Annotated in this window: 22 protein-coding genes; 10 read left to right on the forward strand and 12 right to left on the reverse strand. The window is 47.7% G+C overall.

The features are described 5' to 3' along the window. Positions 1–123: 123 nt before the first annotated feature. Together CF168_RS09985 and CF168_RS09990 are read left to right on the forward strand one after the other, a co-directional pair. The gene (locus tag CF168_RS09985; RefSeq protein ID WP_011622813.1) at positions 124–762 is read left to right on the forward strand and encodes a TetR/AcrR family transcriptional regulator; all 639 of its coding nucleotides are present in this window, start codon (positions 124–126) and stop codon (positions 760–762) included. 15 nt (positions 763–777) lie between these two features. Then, the gene (locus tag CF168_RS09990) at positions 778–3,057 is read left to right on the forward strand and encodes an acyl-CoA dehydrogenase (RefSeq protein ID WP_089067746.1); all 2,280 of its coding nucleotides are present in this window, start codon (positions 778–780) and stop codon (positions 3,055–3,057) included. Between the two features lie 139 nt (positions 3,058–3,196). On the opposite strand, the gene pyk is transcribed toward CF168_RS09990, so the two are convergent. Next, positions 3,197–4,636 carry a pyruvate kinase gene (gene pyk / locus CF168_RS09995; RefSeq protein ID WP_088212341.1) on the reverse strand — a complete coding sequence of 480 codons (1,440 nt, stop codon included), beginning with the start codon at positions 4,634–4,636 and terminating at the stop codon, positions 3,197–3,199. 184 nt (positions 4,637–4,820) lie between these two features. After that, positions 4,821–5,675, reverse strand: coding sequence for a MurR/RpiR family transcriptional regulator (locus CF168_RS10000; RefSeq protein ID WP_011622810.1), 855 nt, complete (start codon positions 5,673–5,675; stop codon positions 4,821–4,823). 312 nt (positions 5,676–5,987) lie between these two features. On the opposite strand from CF168_RS10000, the gene zwf reads away from it, so the two are divergent. From zwf to CF168_RS10020, 4 genes are read left to right on the forward strand one after another with little or no spacing between them, the layout of a single operon-like run. Next, positions 5,988–7,460, forward strand: coding sequence for a glucose-6-phosphate dehydrogenase (gene zwf / locus CF168_RS10005; protein WP_089067747.1), 1,473 nt, complete (start codon positions 5,988–5,990; stop codon positions 7,458–7,460). Positions 7,461–7,469: 9 nt separating this feature from the next. After that, positions 7,470–8,168 carry a 6-phosphogluconolactonase gene (pgl, locus tag CF168_RS10010; RefSeq protein ID WP_089067748.1) on the forward strand — a complete coding sequence of 233 codons (699 nt, stop codon included), beginning with the start codon at positions 7,470–7,472 and terminating at the stop codon, positions 8,166–8,168. Between the two features lie 12 nt (positions 8,169–8,180). Then, positions 8,181–10,007: a phosphogluconate dehydratase gene (gene edd / locus CF168_RS10015; protein ID WP_011717105.1), complete on the forward strand. Its 1,827-nt coding sequence runs from the start codon at positions 8,181–8,183 to the stop codon at positions 10,005–10,007. Positions 10,008–10,027: 20 nt separating this feature from the next. Beyond that, positions 10,028–10,669: a bifunctional 4-hydroxy-2-oxoglutarate aldolase/2-dehydro-3-deoxy-phosphogluconate aldolase gene (locus CF168_RS10020; protein WP_011622806.1), complete on the forward strand. Its 642-nt coding sequence runs from the start codon at positions 10,028–10,030 to the stop codon at positions 10,667–10,669. A gap of 69 nt (positions 10,670–10,738) precedes the next feature. On the opposite strand, the gene CF168_RS10025 is transcribed toward CF168_RS10020, so the two are convergent. The 3 genes from CF168_RS10025 to CF168_RS10035 all read right to left on the reverse strand — a co-directional run bounded on the left by CF168_RS10025 (position 10,739) and on the right by CF168_RS10035 (position 14,145). Beyond that, positions 10,739–12,079: an anti-phage deoxyguanosine triphosphatase gene (locus CF168_RS10025; RefSeq protein WP_089067749.1), complete on the reverse strand. Its 1,341-nt coding sequence runs from the start codon at positions 12,077–12,079 to the stop codon at positions 10,739–10,741. A gap of 25 nt (positions 12,080–12,104) precedes the next feature. Beyond that, a complete protein-coding gene (gene yfbR, locus CF168_RS10030; RefSeq protein WP_089067750.1) occupies positions 12,105–12,692 on the reverse strand; it encodes a 5'-deoxynucleotidase in 588 nt (195 codons plus the stop codon). Positions 12,693–12,930: 238 nt separating this feature from the next. Next, entirely contained in the window at positions 12,931–14,145 is a 1,215-nt protein-coding gene (locus CF168_RS10035; RefSeq protein ID WP_089067751.1) for a pyridoxal phosphate-dependent aminotransferase, read from the reverse strand. 739 nt (positions 14,146–14,884) lie between these two features. Between CF168_RS10035 and CF168_RS10040 the strand changes: the two genes are divergently transcribed. Then, complete coding sequence (locus tag CF168_RS10040) at positions 14,885–16,267, forward strand: Na+/H+ antiporter NhaC family protein (protein WP_011717101.1); 1,383 nt, start codon at positions 14,885–14,887, stop codon at positions 16,265–16,267. Positions 16,268–16,521: 254 nt separating this feature from the next. Here the strand turns inward: CF168_RS10040 and efp are convergent, their stop codons facing one another. The 6 genes from efp to CF168_RS10070 form a co-directional block, all read right to left on the reverse strand. After that, a complete protein-coding gene (gene efp, locus CF168_RS10045; protein ID WP_011622801.1) occupies positions 16,522–17,082 on the reverse strand; it encodes an elongation factor P in 561 nt (186 codons plus the stop codon). Positions 17,083–17,126: 44 nt separating this feature from the next. Further along, the gene (earP, locus tag CF168_RS10050) at positions 17,127–18,308 is read right to left on the reverse strand and encodes an elongation factor P maturation arginine rhamnosyltransferase EarP (protein ID WP_089067752.1); all 1,182 of its coding nucleotides are present in this window, start codon (positions 18,306–18,308) and stop codon (positions 17,127–17,129) included. A gap of 79 nt (positions 18,309–18,387) precedes the next feature. After that, positions 18,388–18,915 (reverse strand): flavodoxin FldA, encoded by a 528-nt coding sequence (gene fldA, locus CF168_RS10055; protein ID WP_011622799.1) that lies wholly within the window; start codon positions 18,913–18,915, stop codon positions 18,388–18,390. A 55-nt stretch (positions 18,916–18,970) separates the two neighbouring features. Beyond that, positions 18,971–19,243, reverse strand: a complete 273-nt coding sequence (ybfE, locus tag CF168_RS10060) for a LexA regulated protein (RefSeq protein WP_011622798.1) — start codon at positions 19,241–19,243, stop codon at positions 18,971–18,973. 11 nt (positions 19,244–19,254) lie between these two features. Next, entirely contained in the window at positions 19,255–19,476 is a 222-nt protein-coding gene (locus CF168_RS10065) for a DUF2788 domain-containing protein (protein WP_007648263.1), read from the reverse strand. Positions 19,477–19,577: 101 nt separating this feature from the next. Next, positions 19,578–20,354, reverse strand: coding sequence for an alpha/beta fold hydrolase (locus tag CF168_RS10070; RefSeq protein ID WP_089067753.1), 777 nt, complete (start codon positions 20,352–20,354; stop codon positions 19,578–19,580). 295 nt (positions 20,355–20,649) lie between these two features. Here CF168_RS10070 and seqA point away from each other — a divergent pair, with 295 nt between their 5' ends. Then, complete coding sequence (seqA, locus tag CF168_RS10075; protein ID WP_089067754.1) at positions 20,650–21,201, forward strand: replication initiation negative regulator SeqA; 552 nt, start codon at positions 20,650–20,652, stop codon at positions 21,199–21,201. 71 nt (positions 21,202–21,272) lie between these two features. Then, on the forward strand, positions 21,273–22,925 hold the full coding sequence (gene pgm / locus CF168_RS10080) for a phosphoglucomutase (alpha-D-glucose-1,6-bisphosphate-dependent) (RefSeq protein WP_089067755.1): 1,653 nt from the start codon (positions 21,273–21,275) through the stop codon (positions 22,923–22,925). A gap of 119 nt (positions 22,926–23,044) precedes the next feature. On the opposite strand, the gene msrA is transcribed toward pgm, so the two are convergent. Beyond that, positions 23,045–23,524 carry a peptide-methionine (S)-S-oxide reductase MsrA gene (msrA, locus tag CF168_RS10085; RefSeq protein WP_011717096.1) on the reverse strand — a complete coding sequence of 160 codons (480 nt, stop codon included), beginning with the start codon at positions 23,522–23,524 and terminating at the stop codon, positions 23,045–23,047. 278 nt (positions 23,525–23,802) lie between these two features. On the opposite strand from msrA, the gene astE reads away from it, so the two are divergent. Next, positions 23,803–24,837, forward strand: a complete 1,035-nt coding sequence (gene astE / locus CF168_RS10090; protein ID WP_089067756.1) for a succinylglutamate desuccinylase — start codon at positions 23,803–23,805, stop codon at positions 24,835–24,837. Positions 24,838–24,867 lie beyond the last annotated feature (30 nt).

Genomic DNA, 24,867 nt, shown 5'->3' on the forward strand with positions numbered 1-24,867 from the left:
GGATGTGAGTGGCCTGTTAATCCATGTCAGCAAGGCGCAGCTTATTTGGCCATTTTTCGTTTGACAACTCCCATACCAATGTTTAATTTAAACGAGTGTTTTAAATTAATTCAAGGTCACGGAATGGCAAGTCGATCCGATACAAAAACTAGAATACTTGATGCCGCAGAGAAGCTATTTGCCGAAAGGGGGTTTTCTGAGACGTCATTGCGACTTATCACGAGCAAGGCGGAGGTTAACTTAGCCTCGGTGAACTATCACTTTGGCTCTAAAAAAGAGTTAATCCGCGCCGTGTTAGCCCGCTATTTAGACGTGTTTATGCCCGCCGCATCGACGGCCATAAAACGTTTGCATACTGCGCCAACACAAGCTTCGTTAGAGGAGATTTTCTCTGCGTTAGTCGATCCATTATTGGATTTGAACGAGCTGCGCACCGAAGGCACGACAATTTTCCTACAATTGCTGGGTCGCGGTTACATTGAAAGCCAAGGGCACCTGCGTTGGTTTATCACCACCCACTATGGGCAGCATTTAGACACCTTTGTTAAAGCTGTTTCGGCCAGTGCTCCGCATATTCCTCCTGCTGAAATGTTTTGGCGCTTACACTTTACCCTAGGCACGATTGTTTTCACCATGGCGTCAGCCGATGCGCTCAATGATATTGCCGCGGCCGAATTTGGTGAGCATAACGACATCGAAGCCGTGATCCGTAAAGTGATCCCCTACATGGCTGCGGGCGTATCAGTCCCCGTGGCTTCTTAATAAAAGGTCTTGATTATGTTGACGATTATAATTATTGCCCTGATTGCGATTATTGGGCTGTTTGCAGTAAAAAGCCTTCGGATGCAATTTATCACCCAGCCTGTGTTTCACTTCTTTAAAAAAGTATTACCGCCATTATCCGATACCGAGCGCGAAGCGATGGAAGCGGGTGATGTGTGGTGGGAAGGCGAGCTATTCCGCGGTAATCCGAATTGGAATACCCTGCACAGCTACGGTAAACCAACCCTGACGGCTGAAGAGAAAGACTTTATCGATAATCAGGTGATGACCGCCCTGAAGATGATCGATGATTTCGACATTGTGCATAATCGTAAGGATTTGCCACCAGAGCTGTGGGACTACTTTAAAAAAGAAGGCTTCTTTGCACTGATCATCCCGAAAAAGTTTGGTGGTCGTGCGTTTTCTGCCTACGCCAACTCGACGATTGTGAGTAAATTAGCCAGCCGCAGTGTGAGTGCCGCGGTCACTGTGATGGTGCCAAACTCATTAGGCCCAGGTGAGCTTTTGACTCATTATGGTACCAAAGAGCAAAAGGAGCGCTGGTTACCTGCATTAGCCAAGGGTGATGAGATCCCATGTTTTGCATTAACTGGTCCTGAAGCCGGTAGTGATGCGGGCGCTATCCCCGATGTGGGTATTGTTTGCCGTGGTGAGTTTAACGGCGAAGAAGTTTTAGGCCTTAAATTAACCTGGGACAAGCGTTATATCACCCTCGCACCAGTGGCAACCGTATTAGGTTTAGCCTTCCAGATGCGCGACCCTGATGGTTTGCTTGGCGATAAAAAGAATTTAGGTATTACCTGCGCCTTGATCCCAACCGATCATCCTGGTGTGATCATTGGCCGTCGTCATAATCCGCTAAACATGGCATTTATGAACGGGACCACTAAGGGCGAAGAAGTCTTTATTCCGCTGGATTGGATCATCGGTGGTCCTGAGTTTGCGGGCAGAGGCTGGCGTATGCTGGTTGAATGTTTATCGGCGGGTCGCGGTATTTCTCTGCCTGCATTGGCTACGGCCTCTGGCCATATGGCGACCAAAACCACAACGGCTTACAGCTATGTGCGTCATCAATTTGGTATGGCGATTGGCAACTTTGAAGGTGTGCAAGAAGCGCTGGCGCGCATTATCGCCAATACCTATCAATTGGAAGCGGCGCGCCGTTTAACCACTACGGGGATTGATCTTAAAGTTAAACCCTCAGTGGTGACGGCAATTGCTAAATTCCACATGACTGAACTTGGCCGTGCGGTGATGAACGATGCGATGGATATTCAGTCGGGTAAGGGCATCCAATTAGGACCTAAAAACTACTTAGGCCACCCTTATATGTCGAATCCGATTTCGATTACCGTTGAAGGGGCGAACATTTTGACGCGTTCCTTGATGATCTTTGGTCAAGGTGCGACCCGTTGCCATCCATATGTGTTGGCCGAAATGGAAGCTGCGGCGATGGAAAACGAGCACGATGCGCTCGAGCGTTTCGACTCGCTGTTAATGGGCCATATGGGTTACGCCACTCGCAACGCGTTCAGTGCCTTATTCAACGCCTTGACTGCCAGCCGTTTCGGCAGTGCGCCAGTGAGCGGCGAAACCAAGCAATATTACAAAGACATGTCGCGCATTTCATCGGCATTAGCCTTGATGACAGATATTTCAATGCTGATCATGGGCGGCGATTTGAAGCGTAAGGAAATGTTGTCGGCACGTATGGGAGATGTGTTAAGCCAGCTGTACTTAGGCTCAGCCACCTTAAAACTGTTTGAAGACAATGGCCGTCAACAGGACGATTTACCTGTGGTTCGCTATGTAATGGCAAATCGCTTGCACTTAGCAGCTAAAGCGCTTGAAGAAGTGATCCGTAACTTCCCGAACCGCCCATTTGCATGGCTGCTACGTGCGCTGATTTTCCCCATCGGCAACCATTTCACTGCGCCTAGCGATAAAATGGCGACTGAATTGGTCTCTGGCATGTTAAAACCAAGTCCTGCCCGTGAACGCATTACTTTCCTATGCCCAGAGTTTGAAGGCGACGTGGGGGGTATTGCTGAGGTTGAACAGGCCTTCGTGGCGCAATATGCCTGTAAAGAGATTTACAAGAAGCTCAAGAAAGCACAACGCGCCGGTGAGTTGCCAGCCAAAGTGCCTAACTTAGTGTTATTTGCTAAAGCGCTGGAGCAGGGCACTGTGACTCAAGATGAACATCAAAAGCTGTTACATGCCGATAAGTTGCGCTTAGCGGCCATCAATGTGAATGATTTTGAAGCCCTTTAATCTGGTCTGCTAGCACGATTGCAATCGTTTCTAGCCTGACAACATATAAAAAACCACCTCACTTGAGGTGGTTTTTGTTTTTAAGCTTAATGACGGTTAGCTTTACTTTGTACGTCTAGCTAACGCCAATCAGCAAAGATTAAGCAACGATCAACACTTTACAAGTGTTAGTGCCGCCGATAGTTTCCATCGCATCGCCCTTGGTCATTAATACCAAGTCGCCACTCTGCAGATAACCCGCCGTTGTTAATGATTCCAACGCTTTTTGCGCTAACTCATCGGCAGGATAAATGGTTGAGTCGAAGTAAATCGGTAACACACCACGGTACAGTGCCATCTTCGCCAGCGTTGTCTCATGGCGTGATAAACCAAGAATCGGTAAAGATGAACTGATACGTGACATCAGTTTAGGTGTTGCGCCAGACTCAGTTAAAGCAATAATTGCTTTAACGCCTTCTAAGTGGTTAGCAGCATACATAGTAGAGAGTGCAATCGTTTCTTCAACTGAAGTGAAACGTGCATCTAATCTGTGCTTAGACACTTTCACGCTTGGATGAGATTCGGCACCGATACACACATTCGCCATCGCCTTAACGGTTTCTTCTGGGAAGTCACCAGCAGCGGTTTCGGCAGACAGCATCACAGCGTCAGTACCATCGAGCACGGCGTTGGCCACGTCCATGACTTCCGCGCGAGTTGGCATTGGACTCGAAATCATTGACTCCATCATTTGAGTCGCAGTGATCACGATTTTATTCAGTTGACGAGAGCGGGCGATAAGCTTCTTCTGCACTGCAACCAGTGCTGCGTCACCAATCTCAACCCCTAAGTCACCACGGGCAACCATGACTACGTCAGAGGCTAAAATCACATCATCCATCGCTTCTTCGCTAGCAACGGCTTCAGCACGTTCTACTTTTGCGACGATCAGTGCATTACTGCCAGCTTGTTGCGCTAAAGAACGCGCGTATTCCAGATCGGCGCCGCTACGTGGGAAAGACACGGCTAAGTAATCTACTTGGATCATGGCCGCAGTCAGAATGTCTGCCTTGTCTTTTTCAGTCAGAGCCGCTGCCGAAAGACCACCACCTTGTTTGTTGATCCCTTTATTGTTTGATAGAGGGCCTGCAACGGTAACAGTCGTGTGCACTTTACGACCTTCAACGCGCTCAACACGCAGTTGAACGCGGCCGTCGTCGAGCATCAGGATATCGCCAACATTCACATCGTCTGGCAATTGCTTATAGTCGATACCGACTTGATTCTCGTCGCCTTCGCCTTTACCTAACTCGGCATCCAGAATGTAGGCTTGACCTAAGTTCAGTTGAACTTTCTTGTTGTCTTTAAAGGTAGATACACGGATCTTAGGACCTTGTAAGTCACCTAAAATAGCAACATGGACACCTAATTCTTTTGCAATTTCGCGAGCTTGAGTCGCGCGTTTGAGATGATCTTCGGGGGAGCCGTGGGAGAAGTTAAGACGAACAACGTTTGCACCTGCCGCGATAATACGGCGTAAGTTATCGTCACGGTCAGTGGCGGGGCCCAGAGTGGTGACGATTTTGGTTCTGCGGAACATAAGATACTCCGTTAAAGTTAAAAAATCTTGGGGCTATATTACCATGCAATTCCAAATTATGTAGTAAAGTTACAATCAAATTGATCTAAAGTTATGTTTCAAATTTGTGAGGTATCGCTGAAATTTGCTTTAAAAAAGGCTAGACGGACGATTTGCACTAGCCTTTTTTAAGATAGGAAGTGAATTACAGTATCGGATCTTTATTGATACGAGACTCTTTCAACACTTCTTTCACACGTTTTAAATTGTCACGGAAACGCGGGCCGCGGCGTAGGGTAAAGCCAGTCGCCAATACATCTATAGTCACCAATTGCGCTAAACGCGAGGCCATTGGTAAATACATATCGGTATCTTCAGGCACTTCCATCGTCACGGGCAGTGTACATTCCATAGATAACGGTGAGTTACGAGCTGTAATACCAATCACTGCTGCGCCGTTTTCTCTCGCTAAACGCGCTATTTCAATCAATGATTTAGTGCGACCTGTATGGGAAATCAGCACCACAACGTCGCCTTCATTGCTGTTAATACAGCTCATGCGCTGCATTAGAACATCGTCAAAACAGATGACAGGCACATTAAAACGGAAAAATTTATTCTGGGCATCATGGGCAACGGAGGCCGAAGCGCCTAAGCCAAAGAAGGAGATGGTTTTGGCTTGGGTCAGAATATCCACGGCTTTATTGATGGCAGTGACGTCTAAGCTTTGACGTGCTGTATCTAAGGAAGCCATTGATGATTCGAAAATTTTTGTCGTGTAAGACTCAGGAGAGTCATCTTCTTCCACATGGCGGCTCACATAAGGCGTACCGTTTGCGAGACTTTGCGCCAGATGTAACTTAAAATCAGGAAAGCCTTTAGTATCTAAGCGGCGACAGAAACGGTTCACAGTAGGTTCACTCACATCTGCCATCTTAGCTAGCGTGGCAATACTGGAGTGAATAGCTGTTTGCGGAGAGGCTAAGATCACCTCTGCAACCTTGCGTTCTGACTTACTAAAATGGGTGAGGCTTTTTTGAACCTTTTCTAGGGTATTCATACGCGTACGTCCGCTAAATTGAGAATGTAATTTTATTTATTTTTGTTTAGTGCTGCTGATCTGTTTCAGGATCTCACTAATCGACACTGCTTAAGTAAGTTTTAAGTACATTTTTGAAATAAGAATTTACTATCATCAGTAATTTAAGCACAAAAAGCATATCAGATTTATGCCCTAGGTGCCTAGTTAGCAAGAATGTTAATATTGATAAAAATAGATGCATTTAACAAATTCTGTTGTTATATTACAACAAAAGTGTGGATTTCTTCATTGGCATGAAGGGACACGACATACAAAGGAGAGCGTAACGCAATGGGCAAAACAACATCAGGCGCCAAAGCTTGTGACTTCGTACTCTTTGGTACTAAAGGCGACTTGGCACGACGCAAGTTGTTACCTTCTTTATACCAGCTAGATAAAGCTGAACTTCTGGATAAAAACACCAAAGTCATTGGGGTTGCCAAAGATGAGTTCAGTCAGGATGAATTTAGAGAACTCGTCATCCTTGCGTTAAAAACCTTCGTAAAAGAAGCCCTCTGCGAAGAGACTGTCCAACGCTTCTTGTCCCGCTGCCATTATGTCGGCACAAATTTCACTGAATCTGCAGGCTACAGCGCCTTCCATGAATTGCTCAAACCAGAAGATCGCGTCATGGTCAGTTATTTTGCCACCCCTCCTGCGATTTTTGGCGATATCTGCCGCTGTTTACACGAACAAAATCTTATCCATAGCGATTCTCGCGTGGTACTCGAAAAGCCCATTGGCTCTGACCTCGCTTCTTCCCGTGTGATTAACGATCAAGTTTCTGCCTATTTTAAAGAAAACCAAGTTTATCGTATCGACCATTACTTAGGTAAAGAGACGGTCCAAAACCTGATTGCACTGCGTTTCGCTAACTCGTTATTCGCGTCTAAGTGGGACAACCGGACCATTGACCATGTCCAGATCACCGTTGCTGAAGAAGTGGGTATCGAAGGCCGTTGGGGTTACTTCGACAAAGCCGGTCAGATGCGCGATATGATCCAAAACCACTTACTGCAAGTGTTGACACTGGTTGCCATGGATCCACCAGTTAACTTAGATGCCGACAGTATTCGCGATGAAAAAGTGAAAGTACTGAAGTCGCTACGCCCAATCAATGCCGACAATGTCTATGAAAACACTGTCCGTGGTCAGTACAGTGCAGGCTTCCTAAAAGGCAGTCCAGTGCCAGGCTATTTAGAGGAGGAGGGCGCTAACCTTCAGTCCCACACTGAAACCTTTGTGGCGCTGCGTGTCGATATCGACAACTGGCGTTGGGCTGGCGTGCCATTTTATCTGCGTAGTGGTAAACGCATGCCGTTCAAGAGCTCTGAAATTGTGGTGTATTTTAAAAACCCACCCCACAACCTGTATCGCTCAAGTTACCGTAACTTGCCACCTAACAAGTTAACCATCCGTCTGCAACCACATGAAGGGGTTGAGATCCAGATGATGAACAAGGTGCCGGGGCTAGAGCAGAAGCAACGTTTACAAACCACTAAACTCGACTTGAGTTTCTCGGATACCTTTAAAAACGAGCGTATCGCCGATGCTTACGAGCGTCTGTTGCTCGAAGCCATGCTCGGTAACCAAGCGCTGTTCGTTCGCCGTGACGAAGTGGAGCAGGCTTGGACTTGGGTGGATGGCATCATCCAATCATGGGAACAAAGTAACGAGAAACCGAAACCTTATCCTGCGGGCACTTGGGGACCTGTAGCGTCGGTCGCGCTGATCACCAAAGACGGCCGTTCGTGGGATGAATAGGGGGCTTCGATGATTAAAGAAACCGTATTTAAATCCTTTGATACACCCGCAGCGCTCGAGCAACAGTTGGCGAATAAGATCGCCAGCCAGTTGCAAGAGGCCGTGGATGCCCGTGGTAAGGCAAGCTTAGTCGTCTCCGGCGGCTCAACACCGCTGAAACTGTTTGAGCTCCTCAGCATGAAATCCATCGATTGGAGTGATGTTTATGTCACTCTCGCCGATGAGCGCTGGGTAGATGTGGAAGACAGTGCATCGAATGAGCGGTTAGTGCGTGAACATTTACTGCAAAACCGCGCGGCCAATGCCAAGTTCCGTGGATTAAAGAACATGTTTTCCACCGCTGAAGCGGGCGCCGATATGACCGCCGAGTCGCTGTCTAATTTCCCGCGTCCCTTCGATGTGGTGGTGCTCGGTATGGGCAATGATGGTCACACTTGCTCATGGTTCCCTTGCAGCGCCGAGTTAAATGATACCTTGAGCACTCAAGCCCTGTGTGTGGCAACCAATCCCACCACGGCGCCCCATGGCCGGATCACATTATCTAAGAATGCGATCCTCAATAGCAGACAGATTTATCTGCATTTGGTCGGGGAACAGAAATTATCCGTATATCGTCAAGCCTTAGAAAATGATGATGTTAATGCTATGCCCATCAGAGCCGTGTTAGCGCAGCGTAAAACGCCCGTTGACGTGTTCTGGAGCGCTTAAGGAGTCACTCTCATGCACTCAGTCGTTCAATCTGTTACCGATAGAATTATTGCCCGTAGCAAAGCATCTCGTGAAGCGTATTTAGCCGCGTTAAATGATGCTCGTAACCATGGCGTACACCGTAGCTCGTTAAGCTGCGGCAACTTAGCCCACGGTTTTGCTGCTTGTAGTCCAGATGACAAAAATTCATTACGTCAACTGACCAAAGCCAACATCGGGATTATTACCGCATTCAACGACATGTTGTCTGCACACCAACCCTATGAAACCTATCCTGAACTGCTGAAAAAAGCCTGTCAGGAAGTGGGCAGTGTTGCACAGGTTGCAGGTGGTGTACCCGCGATGTGTGACGGTGTGACTCAAGGTCAACCCGGGATGGAACTGAGCTTACTGAGTCGTGAAGTGATTGCCATGGCGACGGCGGTGGGCTTATCCCACAACATGTTTGATGGCGCCTTATTACTGGGTATTTGCGACAAAATCGTGCCGGGCTTATTGATTGGCGCCTTAAGTTTTGGCCATTTACCTATGCTGTTTGTGCCTGCAGGGCCAATGAAGTCGGGAATTCCTAACAAGGAAAAGGCCCGTATTCGCCAGCAATTTGCCCAAGGCAAAGTCGATAGAGCGCAGCTGCTTGAAGCTGAAGCGCAGTCTTACCACAGCGCTGGTACCTGTACCTTCTACGGTACGGCTAACTCGAACCAGCTGATGCTCGAAGTCATGGGGCTGCAATTGCCGGGTTCATCCTTTGTGAATCCTGACGACCCACTGCGTGAAGCCCTGAATAAAATGGCGGCCAAGCAGGTGTGCCGCTTAACTGAACTGGGTACTCAATACAGCCCAATCGGTGAAGTGGTTAACGAGAAATCCGTGGTGAACGGCATAGTGGCGCTACTGGCAACGGGTGGTTCAACTAACTTGACCATGCACATTGTGGCGGCGGCACGTGCGGCCGGCATTATCGTTAACTGGGATGATTTTTCAGAACTATCCGATGCGGTTCCTTTGCTGGCCCGTGTTTATCCAAACGGTCATGCGGATATTAACCACTTCCACGCCGCAGGCGGTATGGCTTTCCTTATCAAGGAATTACTTGATGCGGGCCTACTGCACGAGGATGTCAACACAGTTGCCGGTTTTGGTCTACGTCGTTACACCCAAGAGCCCAAATTACTCGATGGCGAGCTGCGCTGGGTCGATGGTCCAACCGTGAGCTTAGATACCGAAGTATTAACGTCTGTGGCTACGCCTTTCCAAAACAACGGTGGCTTAAAACTGCTTAAGGGCAACTTGGGCCGTGCTGTGATTAAAGTGTCAGCCGTGCAAGAAAAACACCGTGTAGTTGAAGCGCCTGCCGTGGTGATTGACGATCAAAATAAACTCGATGCGCTGTTTAAATCCGGTGCATTAGACCGAGATTGTGTGGTGGTCGTAAAAGGCCAAGGACCGAAAGCGAACGGTATGCCAGAGCTGCACAAGTTAACGCCGCTGTTAGGCTCTTTGCAGGATAAAGGCTTTAAAGTGGCTTTAATGACCGACGGTCGAATGTCGGGCGCATCGGGCAAAGTACCAGCAGCGATTCACTTAACGCCAGAGGCTATCGATGGCGGGCTGATTGCCAAAGTGCAAGATGGCGATCTTATTCGTGTCGATGCGCTGACCGGTGAGCTGAGCTTATTGGTCTCGGATGCCGAACTTGCCGCGAGAACCGCCGCTGAAATTGATTTACGCCACTCACGCTATGGAATGGGCCGTGAGTTGTTTGGGGCACTGCGTTCAAATTTAAGCAGTCCAGAAACCGGTGCGCGCAGTACCAGCGCCATTGACGAACTTTATTAATACAAAGGAAGAATACCGCAATGCTTGAGAATAACTGGTCATTACAACCACAAGATATTTTTAAACGCAGCCCTATTGTTCCTGTTATGGTCATTAACAAGATTGAACATGCGGTGCCGTTAGCAAAAGCCTTGGTCGCTGGCGGGATTAGCGTTTTGGAAGTGACATTACGTACTCCATGCGCCCTCGAAGCTATCACTAAAATCGCCCAAGAAGTGCCTGAGGCACTTGTTGGCGCGGGTACCATTTTAAATGAAGCCCAGCTCGATCAAGCGATTGCTGCCGGTGCACAATTTATTATCACCCCAGGGGCGACGGTTGAGCTGCTTAAAGCGGGTATGCAAGGTCCTGTGCCTTTGATCCCTGGCGTTGCCAGCATCTCCGAAGTGATGACGGGCATGGCGCTCGGTTACACTCACTTTAAATTCTTCCCAGCGGAAGCTTCGGGCGGTGTGGATGCGCTAAAAGCATTCTCTGGCCCATTAGCGGATATCCGTTTCTGCCCAACGGGTGGTATTACGCCAAGCAGCTATAAAGATTACTTAGCGCTTAAAAATGTGGATTGTATCGGCGGCAGCTGGATTGCCCCAACCGATGCAATGGAGCAGGGCGATTGGGCGCGTATCACTCAATTGTGTAAAGATGCGATTGGCGGACTCTAAGCCGTTTACTTGCGGAACGCACTGATAATAAAAAACCACCGCAAGGTGGTTTTTATTGCCTGTTCAGCGCTACATCTCTTTGCTGAGTTCCACGTTCGAGCCGGCCTTGGGGCTAAATAACTGCTGGTACAGTCTTCCGGCAAATTCATCCGTCATGCCAGAAATATAATCTGCCAACACCCTGTGGCTGTTTTGGCCTTGCTGCTCGCTGGTGCGCCAACGTTCTTGGGTATTGAGTGGTAATAACCGCTCGGGATCCGAGGCGAACGCTTCGAAGAGTCCCATCACTATCTGTTGGCCCTTGTATTCCAGCATCTGGATCTCAGGTTTACGGATAACGTATTTAAACACTAACTGCTTTAGCACATTGAGCGCATTAGCAAATTCGGGTTCGAGGCTCGCATTAAACCGCAGCAACGGTTCCTCGAAGGCCGGATCGTCGTTGATGATAATGGCGGTGACAAAACCATTTACTAAGGTACCGATGGCATCCTTTCGCAGATGATGTTCATGGGAGAAGAGCTTAGTGCCGATATCGGCAAGCTCCTGGCGGATCCAAGGATCGCCACTGTGCTTAAGTGTCGGCGCCACATCCTGTTGCCATTGTGAGGCGGTAACTATGCCCATGACAATCGCATCTTCAAGATCGTGCACGGCGTAGGCTATGTCGTCTGCCAGTTCCATAATCGAGCAATCGAAGGATTTAAACTGAGTGCGTAGATGCGGGTAGTTTGGCTGCAGGCTCGGCTGAACAGAGGTAAAGCGCGCTCTATCGGCAACGGATAAGGGTTCCAGTACCCAATCGAAAATGTCACTATCATCGTCGAATATGCCTTTAACAGGCGGCCATTGTGACGGTTTAAGCTGTCTGTGATTGGTGATTTCAGGATGTGTTCCAGGCACAAATAGCAGTGATTGCGGCGCGGGATATTTTAAAATGCCGAGCATAGTACGGCGGCACAGATTCATCCCAAAGGCCTCGGTGTAAGGCTCGAGTTTCGAGAGAATACGAAACGTCTGGCCATTGCCTTCAAAGCCGCCGTGGTGGCGCATCATATAGTTGAGTGCGACTTCACCGCCATGACCAAAGGGCGGATGGCCAATATCGTGGGCAAGACAGAGGGATTCGAGTAGGCTCATCGAGCCTAATAAGGGCTTATGCTCGGGATACTTGCGGCTGAGCTGCGCCGCGATGCCGGTGCCGATTTGTGACACTTCGAGTGAATGGGTTAAGCGTGTGCGATAAAAGTCATTCATGCCCACCCCAAGCACTTGGGTTTTGGCCTGTAGGCGGCGAAAGGCGGCGGAGTGGAGGATCCTTGCTCTGTCCCTTTGGAAAGGGCTTCGATGATCATTACGTCTTTGTTTATCTTCGCCATGGCGGCGTTCTTGCCAAACACTTGAGCTCATATGCATTCCTAGCGAGAGTGATACATCACAACATCTTGTTAATTTCGTCTAAATTCAAGGTGAAACTTGGCACAAAGCAATCCATAAAATATTTCACCGCCGGATCGGGATTGGCCGCCAGCATGGCTTCGAGTCGTTTACGCGCGGTATTAAATTCGGTGTTGCCGGCGCGGTTTTCCTCTAGACATTTAAGGTAAGCGCACAGGGTATCGGCGGATTTGACTATGGCTTTGTAAATCGGATCGGCGTAATCGCTAATAAAAAGGCTGCGATAATCCTCTTTAAATTCATCGGGTACCATATCGAGCATGCGTTGCTCGGCAATGGCCTCAATCTTCTTATACTCGGCTTCGATTTCTTTATTAAAGTACTTTACCGGAGTCGGTAAGTCGCCAGTTAAAATCTCACTGGCATCATGGAAAATCGCTAAACTGGTCGCCTGATGGGCATCGAGCGTGGTGCCAAATTTCTTATTACTGATAATCACGAGGGCATGGGCGACCATGGCAACTTGCAGTGAATGCTCTTGAACGTTTTCGGTGCGCACGTTGTACATTAAGGGCCAGCGCTGGATAAGTTTCATTCGGGCGAGGTGGGCAAATAAATGACTCATAATGCTCCTTTATATGAATGCCGGACCGCAAACACTCAACTCGAGATAAATCGGCGAGAAGCGTGGCTTAAAATACTGCATAAAAAGTACGGCGATGAAGCTTTAGCCTAACACAGGCAAGAGGATAAGTGAGTGGAATGATTGAAGAGTTTTTACGCACTGCAAAAAATAAAGCGACCCAGAGGATCGCTTTAGTCGAGGTTAACCTAATGGTCATCTTGGCGGTGAGACTAAAACATTATTGTTTGTAGGTCTCGAGGAAATTGCCAAACTCTGTCAATGCTTTAGTCAAATCTTCCTTATAGGGTAAAAATACGACTCTTAAGTGATCTGGCTCTGGCCAGTTAAAGGCGCTGCCGTGCACGAGGAGGATTTTTTTATCCCTGAGTAAATCGAGTACTAAGCGCTCATCATCCCTGAGGTTGAACTTTTTCATGTCCAATTTGGGGAAGGCGTACAGTGCCCCCTTGGGCTTTTTCACGCTCACACCGGGAATTTGGTTCAATAACTCATAACAGGTATCGCGCTGCACGGTTAAGCGGCCGCTAGGTAAAATCAGCTCATTAATGCTTTGGTAACCTCCGAGCGCGGTTTGAATCGCGTGTTGATTCGGCACGTTGGCACACAAGCGCATCGAGGAGAGCATCTCTAAACCTTCGATATAACTCTTGGCAGCCTTAAGATTGCCAGACAACATCATCCAACCGACACGAAAGCCCGCTGCGCGATAGGCTTTTGAAAGACCATTAAAGGTCACGGTTAAGATATCGTCAGAGAGGCTCGCGGCCGGAATATGTTTGGCCTCGTCGTATAAAATCTTATCGTAGATTTCATCGGCAAACAGGATCAGGTTGTGCTCGCGGCAGAGCTCGATAACTTGCAGCAGTAATTCTTTGCTGTAGACCGCGCCCGTTGGGTTGTTTGGGTTAATCAACACAATACCACGGGTACGAGACGAAATTTTGCTCTTAATATCATCAAGATCCGGGAACCAATCCGCCTCTTCATCACAGCGATAATGCACCGCTTTACCGCCGGCTAAATTCGCCGCCGCGGTCCATAGCGGATAGTCGGGTGAGGGGATCAGCACTTCATCATCGGTGTTTAATAAGCCCTGCATGGCCATCATAATCAGCTCAGATACACCATTACCGATATAGATGTCTTCAATATCGACGCCATGAATGCCCTGCGCTTGATAATGCTGCACAATCGCCTTGCGGGCAGAGAATAATCCTTTTGACTCACAGTAGCCTTGGGCACTGGGGAGATTGAGGATCACATCGCGCACAATTTCTTCCGGCGCTTCAAAACCGAAGGGGGCGGGGTTACCAATGTTGAGTTTGAGGATGCGGTGTCCCTCGTCCTCTAAACGTCTGGCTTCCTTGTGCACTGGGCCGCGGATGTCGTAGCAAACAGTATCCAACTTGTTGGACTTGATGATAGGGCGCATTTACACCTCGAAACATGCAGTTAATTTAGGCTTAAGTTTGTGCACCATAACGAAATTATTTGGCTTAAGGAAGGGGGGGGGAGCACAAATAACAAGTTTTTTTCATCAAACTCTCCAGTTAAATATGCTTTAACTAAGCTTTAAATAAATTAAAACAAGTTATATATGCTGAAAACTGTAACTTTTAAAAACTATTGAACTGCCCGTTTCAGTGGGGATAGCCTTTGCGACTATCAAGCGGCTCGCTTAAGCTTCGGCTCACTTTTTAGAAACTTGAAAATCCACTCAGAGGTTAAATGTTAATAAAATTGTTAATCAGTTTTTGCTTAACCGCTGATTTACTGGCGGTGATTTTAGTTAATGGGGTTTTATCGGGCATTCAGCCATTTTTTGATATTTAGGCAGATTAACTGAATGCTTATTAAGCATTTAAGGTCAAATAAAGATTTCTTTTAACTGGTTAAAAGTCATTTAAAATCAGTCGGATATATCAATGCTTATTTCAGTATTAAAAATTATTTATGGTTAGCATAAATTTATGGTTGACTCGATATTCGATGCGCTTTATTTTCTGCGCGATGTTTTTGGCAAGGCACCTAAGATAACAAGCTTTTAGCAGGTTTTATCAGCGGAGTTAGTCATCATGAAGCAGCAATATTGGCGTCCGTTATCGAGGTGATTTCAGGCGCTGTTCTAAAAACTTTTGCCTTTAGGCAACTTATTTAGAGGACCTAAGTGCATGTCTGAACCGACAGCGTTAAGTCTTATTCCACCTCTGGTGGTATTGGTGTTGGCCATTTGGTTACGCCGCCCCATTCTTTCTCTGATCATTGGTGCGGTAACTGGTTTCCTGTTACTCGATCCGTCGCAAGTCTTAAATAATTTCGCCAGTACTTCATTAAAAGTCATGGCCGATGAAACCATCGGTTGGTTGATTTTAGTCTGTGGTTGTTTTGGTGCGTTAATTGCCCTGTTAGTGCGTACTGGTGGTGCACTGGCGTTTGGTCGAAATGCGTTGAAATTTGCTAAAGGCCCTAAATCCTCCCTGTTTATGACCTTTATTCTCGGGATTGTGATTTTTATCGATGACTATCTGAACGCGTTAACCGTGGGTGAAACCATGAAGCGTGTGACCGATAAGTTTAAAGTGTCCCGTGAAATGCTGGCCTATGTGGTTGACTCTACCGCAGCGCCAGTTTGCGTGCTCGTGCCATTATCCACCTGGGCAGTATTCTTTGGTGGCTTGCTTGTTGATAACGGTGTGGCGGCAGAAGGTCAGGGCATTAGCGTATATATGCAGGCGATCCCCTACATGCTTTACGCTTGGTTAGCCGTAGCCATGGTGTTACTGGTGGTGTTAGGTGTTGTGCCTGCCATTGGTCCGATGAAAAAAGCCCAGCTGCGCGCCGCCCAAGGTGAACCTGCTGAGGCGCAAGTCGATTTAGACCAGGTACAAACTTCAGACGAATACGCGATTGCTGCGATTGAAGAAGAGTTTAAGCATGCCGACAATCAGGGCAAGCTGCACAACTTTTTGGTGCCTATTCTGCTACTGGTTGCCTTTACCGTTTATTTTGATATCGACGTGTGGAAGGGCTTGTTAGCGACATTAGTTATCACGCTGCCTTACTATGCGGTGCAGCGTTTAATGCCACTGTCAGAGATGATGGATCAGATGATCGATGGTTTTAAGAGCATGTTGCCCGCCATTGGTACCGTGATCGCCGCATTCGTGTTTAAGGATGTGTGTGATGCGCTGCTGCTGCCACAATATGTAATTGAATCATTGAGCCCATTCATGACGCCTAAGATGTTGCCTGCGGTAGTATTCCTCTCTATGGCTATCCTTGCTTTTGCGACGGGTTCAAGCTGGGGTATTTTTGCGGTGACCATTCCAATTGTGATGCCACTGGCGCAATCGGTTGGTGCGGATATTCCACTGGTGATTGGTGCGCTGCTGTCGGCATCATCATTTGGTAGCCAAGCGTGTTTCTACTCAGATTCAACCGTATTGGCCGCACAAGGCTCTGGTTGTAACTTAGTGAGCCATGCGGTGACTCAGTTACCCTATGCGTTAATTGCCGCTGTGATTGCGTTCTTTGGCTTTATCTTGATTGCCTAAGCTGCGATGCAGTAAATATAAAAAACCAGCTACGGCTGGTTTTTTTATTGCCAACGTTTATTGCGAAGGTTTATTGCTAACGTTTATTGAGCGTGTTGACTGGCTCGCGCCACTAAAGAACTCTTCGCTGTTTACCTCGATACCCAATTCCATGTGATAACTGTCCGGCAGCAAACCGTTAGAAGCATCAAATTCGAGGCAATAAAAAAGCCAGTGCAGGCACTGGCTTTTTTATCTGGGAGTGGGAAGGGCGATTATACGCGCTTCTTGAATTCGCCAGTACGAGTGTCGATTTCAATCTTGTCGCCAACTTTAACGAAGTCAGCCACGCTGATTGTACCGCCGCCAGTGATAGTTGCTGGCTTCATCACTTTACCTGAAGTATCGCCACGAGCAGATGGCTCAGTGTAGATCACTTCACGTACGATAGTGGTTGGCATTTCAACAGAAATTGCTTTACCTTCGTAGAAAGTTACTTGGCAAGTTTCTTCCATACCGTCAACGATGTAAGCCGCTGCGTCACCTAAGTTCTCAGCTTCTACGTCGTATTGGTTGTATTCTGCATCCATGAACACGTACATAGGATCAGCAAAGTAAGAATAAGTACAATCCAGACGATCTAGGATAATATCGTCAATCTTATCTTCACCTTTGAAAGTGGTTTCAGTACCAGAGTTAAGCAGTAAGTTTTTCAGCTTTAACTTAACGATGGCAGCGTTACGGCCAGAACGAGTTGTTTCTGTTTTCTGTACAACCCATGGGCTGCCTTCAAACATGATCACGTTACCAGGACGGACTTCATGAGCAGTTTTCATTACACAATTTCCTATATGTCGATTTTCTATTTCAGCGCAGCATCTTAGCTTTTTTTGACGAATTGGACTAGCCGAGTCGCAAGATCTGCAGCATTTATTGCGTCAATTGGCCAATCTTTAGCATGTTGCAAGAGTGGCAAACTGACAGGATTTAGGTTTTGCCAGTGAGTTTTCACGGCAGATTGCTCGCCTTGGTTAAATGCAACATTCAATTTAGACCAAGTGTCGGCAATATCAGGGGGCAGATTATCGCAGTAAAGTTGAATAAAAGCTTCTAATTTTATTAGATGATAATCATCTTCTTGCGGATAAATATGCCAAATGAAGGGTTTAGCGGCCCATTGCGCCCTCAGGAAGCTATCTTCTCCGCGGACAATATTAAAGTCGCAGCTCCACAGCAGGCGGTCGAACCCTTGTTGGTCTGTCATCGGCAAGATATGCAGGGTCAAATGACCTAGCTTAATTTGCTGTCCGGGGCTGAGCGCCTCAACCTTGCAGGGTAATAAGTGTTGTAAACTGTTTAAGCTGCGTCCCTTGGGAATAAGCGCATGGATTGTGGCATCGCTTGTTGCACTGGCTTGCCAGAGCTCACACAAGGCCGGCAGAGAATCAGTTTCATAGCTAAAGACGCTGTAGACAGTATCTTGCGCTTGAATATCCTTAAGACCAAGACGCTCAAATAATTGCAGTTTATTGGCGCTATCCTGTTGCCATGCATCGCGTTCGGCAAACAGCTCCCGCTCACAGATCAGTCCACCCGTCTTTGGGGTGAAACCCGGGAAAAAGAAATACTTTTTGATGCCGCTTGCCTGCATCGAGGGTAGCCCATGGCAGCCATCGACCCAGTCTTCGGCGCTTAAATATTCTAAATTCAGCCATACAGGCACAGCTTGCGGTGTGGTGCTGTGCAGCGTGATGAGTTGTTGTTTGACCTCGTCAGGCAGTTCGCAGGCAAAGGCTTCAATTAACACGGCGCCGGGCACAAATGCCACGGGCAGGGGCGTTGTCCAATGATTGATGGTGACGCCATTAAAGACTTGGCTGCTTTGGTTTGGGTCAAGGCTTGGTAAAATATGCGAGAAGCTGTTTAAGTCATCGACCCAGAGTGTAATGGGGAGCTGATATTCATTGACCAGCTGTTTGGCTAAGCGCCAAGTGACGCCGATATCGCCGTAATTATCGACGACGCAGCAAAAGATGTCCCATTGGGGAGCTGTGGTTGCCATTGAGTGTATCGCTTTCATTAATCGGGAGAGCACACATAAAAAAAGCGGCGTTTCGGCCGCTTTTTTTACGGAACTGAGCTTAGTCTTCGAACTCGGCTAAGCACATTTCTTCGTAGATTTGCTTAACCCAAGCATCCACACGCTCTTCAGTCAGCTCTGGTTGACGGTCTTCGTCAATCCCTAAACCGATGAAGTGGTCATCATCGACTAAGCCTTTTGACGCTTCGAAGTTATAACCTGCCGTTGGCCAGTGACCGATGATGATACCGCCACGTGCTTGAACGATATCGCCCACCATGCCCATGGCATCGAGGAAGTATTCTGCGTAGTCCTCTTGGTCACCACAACCGAAGATAGCAACCAGTTTATCTGTAAAATCAATCTGTTCTAATTCAGGGAAAAAGTCATCCCAGTCGCACTGTGCTTCACCGTAATACCAGGTTGGGATGCCGAACAGCAGCAGGTCGTATTCTGCGATCTGTTCTTTGGTGCTCTTGGCGATATCTTTCACCTCAACCATTTTCTTACCCAGTTTTTTCTGGATCATCTTGGCGACAGCTTCGGTGTTGCCTGTGTCGCTACCGAAAAAAAGACCTACAGTTGCCATTGTCTATCCTTTATGTCTAGTTCACTTATACGTTAATCTTGCTGCTATCGATTGCTCAGCATTCAATTTTTTGCTGAAGAATTAATTCGATTAACTGGCTTCGGCTGATGTTACTGGCCAATGCCTGCTCATTCAAGGCGTCATATAAATCTTGTGACACCTTTAACTCTATTCGCTTTAATCCTTTGGCTTTATCCCGCTGGATCTGGTTGCGCTTATTGACCTTAAGTTGCTGGCTACGGGACAAAGGATTGCTACGTGGGCGGCCCCGGCGCTTTTCATTGGCAAAAAGGTCAATGGTTGTTCTATCTGTTGCTTCTTTTGCCATGTTCTTATTGTTTAACCGATGCCCGAACCTTCCCAGGACATCTGGATAATACCTTTTGCAATAAACCCGGCGCAGCCGAGAAATAACACTAACCACACAATAAATCGACCAAATTTCGGCACATTACCTTGTTTAAGCACATCGTGGATGGCCATGCCGATAAAGAAAAATATCGCGGCAAAAAACAGGTTCAGGCCGATGGTTTCAATTTGTTCCATGTACTGAGATAACATACTTTCTTAGTCCTCTAGAGTCTTCTAAGGCTAAAAGAGGCGCGAATATATCACATCAGCAGGGTGTCGGCTATATGATTTAGGTCGAGAATCATTGTCATTTACATTGAGTGTTTGTCAATAAATTCAGACACAATACGATTAAACACCGCTGGTTTTTGAGCATGTAGCCAATGGCCACAACCTTCTAATGTTTTGGCCTGCGCCGCGGGAAATTGACGCATGATCTCGTCGCGATGTTCGGCGGTCACATAATTGGAGTCACCACCACGGATAAAAAGGCTCGGTCCGTTATAGACTTGCTGCGATTTGTGGTTTTCATTAGGCCAACCAATGATGTTGGGATAGCAGCTTTTTAAGCCAGTAAGGTTCATCTTCCAACGAAAGCCGGTGTCGGTGCGCTGGAGGTTTTTGAGTAAAAACTGCGCGGTCGGTTCATCGATGCCACCCGCTAATAAATGCGATAACGCAAAGCGGCGGTCGATGTGGCCTTCAAGTGGCAAACTTTCGAGTGCCGCAAATACCACATCATGGCGCGGCTGATAAGCAACTGGGGCAATATCAGCGGCTACCATGCTGATGATGCGTTCTGGATAGGCAAGGGCGGTTGCCATGGCGATTTTACCGCCCATGGAATGGCCAACAATGTGTACACGCTCAAGCTCAAGTTCATCTAACAATGCCACCATGGCCTCGGCTAAGCTTGGGTAATCCATTTCCTGCCAATGTTCACTCAAACCATGATTAGGCACATCAACACGGATAACCTGATGATTTGCTTCGAGGACTTGTCCTAGCCCCTTAAGATTATCTAAATTGCCAAAGAGTCCGTGGATAAGGAGGACTGCTTCTCCTTGACCTGTGGATGCAAAATTCATGGAATCGCCTGTGCTGTGGTACATAAAGTGCTGCGGATTGTGCCCCTAATGGGTTAAGTTTGACAAGTCTTGAGGCGATTTTGAGGCTCAGTGCGCCGAACTTGCTGGCTTTTTCAGCGATTAACGCGCTTGTGCTAATTTGATGTGCGATTTCACGCATTTTTAGATTAATGATGCTTTATCAGATTGATAGAGATAGATACACTGGGGCAACGATCGCACAGATCCTTTGCGAGGATCGCCTGTGGTGCACTTTTTCGGTTAAGCCTATCGAATAACAAAGGATAATAAGGTTATGAAATACATCGAAGTGGATGAAGAGCTCTATCGTCATATTGCCAGCAAAACGGAACGTATTGGTGAGAGCGCCTCTGACATTCTCCGTCGATTACTCGGCCTGTCCGTCGATGCGGTTGAACAGGCGCAGCCACAGGCCATTAGCCAACCGAGTTTAGAGGCAACGACGCCAGAGCCACAGATTGCGCCTCAGGTAGAAACCTTAGTCTCTGCCACCGATTTCAATCAATTGGTGGATGAGCATAAGTTAGAGCAGCAAAAAGGCGCCGTGGGTCGTTTCTTATTTTTGCTCGAGAGTTTATATCAACAGAGCCAAGCGCAATTCTCGCAAATTTTACAGATCCAAGGTCGCGATCGACTCTATTTTGCGCGTTCACGGGAAGAGTTACTCAAGGCCAGTGCTACCGCTAATCCGAAGGAAATCGGTAATACCGGATTTTGGGTCACGACCAACAATAACACCGCCAAAAAACGGGCAATTTTAGTCGAAGCCTTAATGCAATTTGGCTGCGATGCCCAAATCGCCAACGGCATTGCCGAACGCGTATAACGCTTTTATCGACGCCGCAATGATGCGGCGTTTCCATTTAATTAACCGATTTTCCAGTAGGAGAGGATCAGGTGGCAATACATCAACGGGCAGGACAAACCGCGAGTCAGACGGATCTGGTGAATATTCCAAAGCTGATGAGCCATTATTACAGCATCAAACCTAATGTGGATGCTGCAGAGCAACGTGTGACGTTCGGGACCTCGGGTCACCGCGGAACCGCGTTTCAAGCAAGTTTTAACCAAGACCATATTTGGGCGATTACTCAGGCCGTGGTGGATTATCGCCAATCGGTGAATATCGACGGTCCACTATTTTTAGGTATTGATACCCACGCCTTATCTTATGCGGCTTACGTGTCGGCGATTGAAGTGTTAGCGGCCAATAAGGTGACTGTGCATATTCAGCAAAATGATGGCTTTACCCCCACGCCTGTGGTGTCCCATGCCATTATTTGCGCCAATCGTGAAGCCGCGCTGAGTGGCGCCGCGTTAAGCGATGGTTTGATTATTACGCCATCCCATAATCCACCTCAGGATGGTGGTATCAAGTACAATCCTCCCCATGGCGGCCCAGCCGAAGGCAATATCACAGCGTGGATTGAATCCCGTGCTAATGATTACCTGCGCGCAGGGCTTAAGGGCGTTAATAAGCTGGCTTATGCCGATGCGTTAACCTCGGGTTATGTGCATGCCATCGATTTGATCACCCCCTATGTCGCGGATTTAGTCAATGTGGTCGATATGCACGCTATCGCTGAGGCTAAGCTGAAATTGGGCGTTGACCCATTAGGCGGCTCGGGTATTCATTATTGGGCACCGATTGCCAAGCACTATGGCATCGATATCACCTTAGTTAACGATAAGGTCGACCCAAGCTTTAGTTTTATGTCGCTCGATAAAGACGGCAAGATCCGCATGGATTGTTCTTCTCCCTATGCGATGGCAGGCTTATTGGCCCACAAAGAATCCTACGATTTATGTGTCGGTAACGATCCTGACTACGACAGACACGGAATCGTGTGTCCGGGCACCGGACTGATGGATCCCAACCATTATTTAGCGGTAGCCATTGATTATTTGCTGACCCACAGACCCGAATGGAGCGAGCAGTTAGCCATCGGCAAGACGCTAGTATCGAGCGCGCTTATCGATAAAATCTGCGCCTTCCATGGTAAAAAATTACTCGAAGTCCCGGTAGGCTTTAAGTGGTTCGTCGATGGATTAGCCGAGGCAACTATTGCATTTGGCGGTGAGGAGAGTGCGGGTGCGGCGTTCCTGCGCCGTGATGGCACGACTTGGTGTACCGACAAAGACGGTTTTATTCTGGTATTGCTAGCGGCCGAAATGCTTGCTGTTACTGGCAAGACACCGGGGCAACGCCATCAAGAATTAGTGGCGCAATTCGGTCAAAGTTTTTACAAGCGTATCGACAGTCCGATCAGCCTTGAGAACAAAGCCAAATTTGCCAAGCTTAATGCCGAAACCTTAAACGCCACTATGCTGGCGGGTGAGAAGATTGATGCCGTATTGACCCACGCCCCTGGTAACAACGCCTCGATAGGTGGCATTAAAGTGACGACGGCCAATGGTTGGTTCGCGGCGCGGCCGTCGGGCACTGAGGCGTTATTTAAGATTTACGGTGAGAGCTTTATCAGTGAGCAGCATCTTGCCGATATCATTAAGGATGCACAGGCCTTGATTGATAAGGCGCTTAGCGCCTGATCTAGCAGTTAAGCATTGTTTTTACCGATAAAAAACGCACTCATGGAAATCCTTTGAGTGCGTTTTTATTTGCAGCGGTGAGAAGTCGAGCCGCTCAAGCAGATGCTAAATGGTGATGATCAATACTCGAGATGGCAACTTGGTAAGTTGTTCTTATCGATATAGTTTTGATGATATTCCTCTGCCACATGGAATTGCTGCAAAGGTACAATTTCAGTCACAATGTGGCGTAATCCCCAGCGGCCCGAGCGGGCAAAGGCCAGCTTAGAAGCTTCGGCCGTCGCTTTTTGCTCACGGTCATGGAAGAAAATGGTACTGCGGTACTGAGTGCCGATATCGCCACCTTGCATATTGAGCGTGGTAGGATTGTGATTCTTCCAAAACACATCCAGTAACTCGTCGTAGCTGACAATCGCAGGGTCAAATTCCACTTGCACGACTTCAGCATGGCCTGTCTTACCTTTTTTGACTTCCTCATAGGTGGTCGCTTCGTTATTGCCACCCATATAGCCGCAGGTCGCGTTGGTCACGCCGTTGACTTGTCTAAAGAAATACTCCACGCCCCAAAAACAGCCGGCACCGAAAGTTGCTAACGCCATGATAAATCCTGATAGAAGTCTAGATGGCTAAGGATTGTGATAAAACTCATGCCTAAAAGCAAGTGTGTCGACAAAATTAATCCTATGTCGACCAAAGGCGGCTAAGATGCTGTGGTTTTGCCGCGAAATGCGCTTGTTTGACCAGAATGACAGAGTAACGGCCCAAAAACTTGTGTTAGTATGGATGCGCTTTTTAAGGCGGGTAGCGATAAGTGCCATGAAACAGGCAGTTATTGCCATCACTCCCGTCTTTGACACGCTATTATAAGGAGAATTCTGTGTTACAAGCTCTGTTAGATTCGAAGGATTTTCTCGCGCTGACCCTCGCCAATCCTGAAACCCTCGGAGATGAGTTTAGTTTCACCTTAGGGGAACATACTCGAGTCGAAGTGTGGGACACCGGCGTCATCGTCTTTGAGCCAGTACAAGCCCAAGGTAAGGATGTCATTCTCTCCTGCGGTGTCCACGGGAATGAAACCGCCCCCATCGAACTCTGCAATACCTTAATCAAACAGCTTCTCCAACAAAAAATCATCGCCAAACAACGCACGCTCTTTCTTATTGGTAACCCTTTAGCGATTAATAATGGGACTCGCATTATCGACGAGAACATGAATCGTCTCTTTAGTGGCGAGCATTCAAGCCCACCGGGATTAGTGAATCCTGAGCGGGTGCGGGCAAAAAAATTAGAAGCCTATGTCGACCGCTTCTTTAAGGGCGCAGCCGCAGGGCGCCAGCGCATTCACTACGATTTACACACGGCGATGCGGGCGTCAAAACACGAAAAGTTTGCGATTTATCCCTATCGTCCCGGCCGTGCTTACAGCGCCGAACAAATCATGTTTTTAGCCGCCAGTGGCGTCGATACTGTGTTATTTCACCATGAGCCGACAACCACCTTTAGCTATTTTTCCTCCGAGCAGTATGGCGCCGATGCCTTTACCATTGAATTAGGTAAGGTGTATCCCATGGGGCAAAACGATATGACGCGTTTTATTGCCGCCCAAGAGATGTTTATGCGCCTTATCACAGACAAACCCTTAGCGCTTGAGCCATTCTCAGCGGATAAGGTGAATCTGTATCAAGTGTGTCGGGTGATTAACAAACATTTTGATGATTTTGAATTTACCTTCGCGACCGATGTCGAAAACTTCCGATCGTTCCCGAAAGGCTTTGTATTGGCCCGAGAGGGTGGGCAGGAAATTAAAGTCGAACAGGAATTTGAAGCGATTGTCTTCCCCAATGCTAAGGTGCCCATCGGCAATCGCACTGTGATTTGCCTGATCCCTTCAGTCGCGCCAGATGTTCGCTAGTTTTGTAAAGCATTATATACATGCCCACAG

It is taken from the genome of Shewanella bicestrii (assembly GCF_002216875.1).
Lineage (GTDB): Bacteria > Pseudomonadota > Gammaproteobacteria > Enterobacterales > Shewanellaceae > Shewanella > Shewanella seohaensis.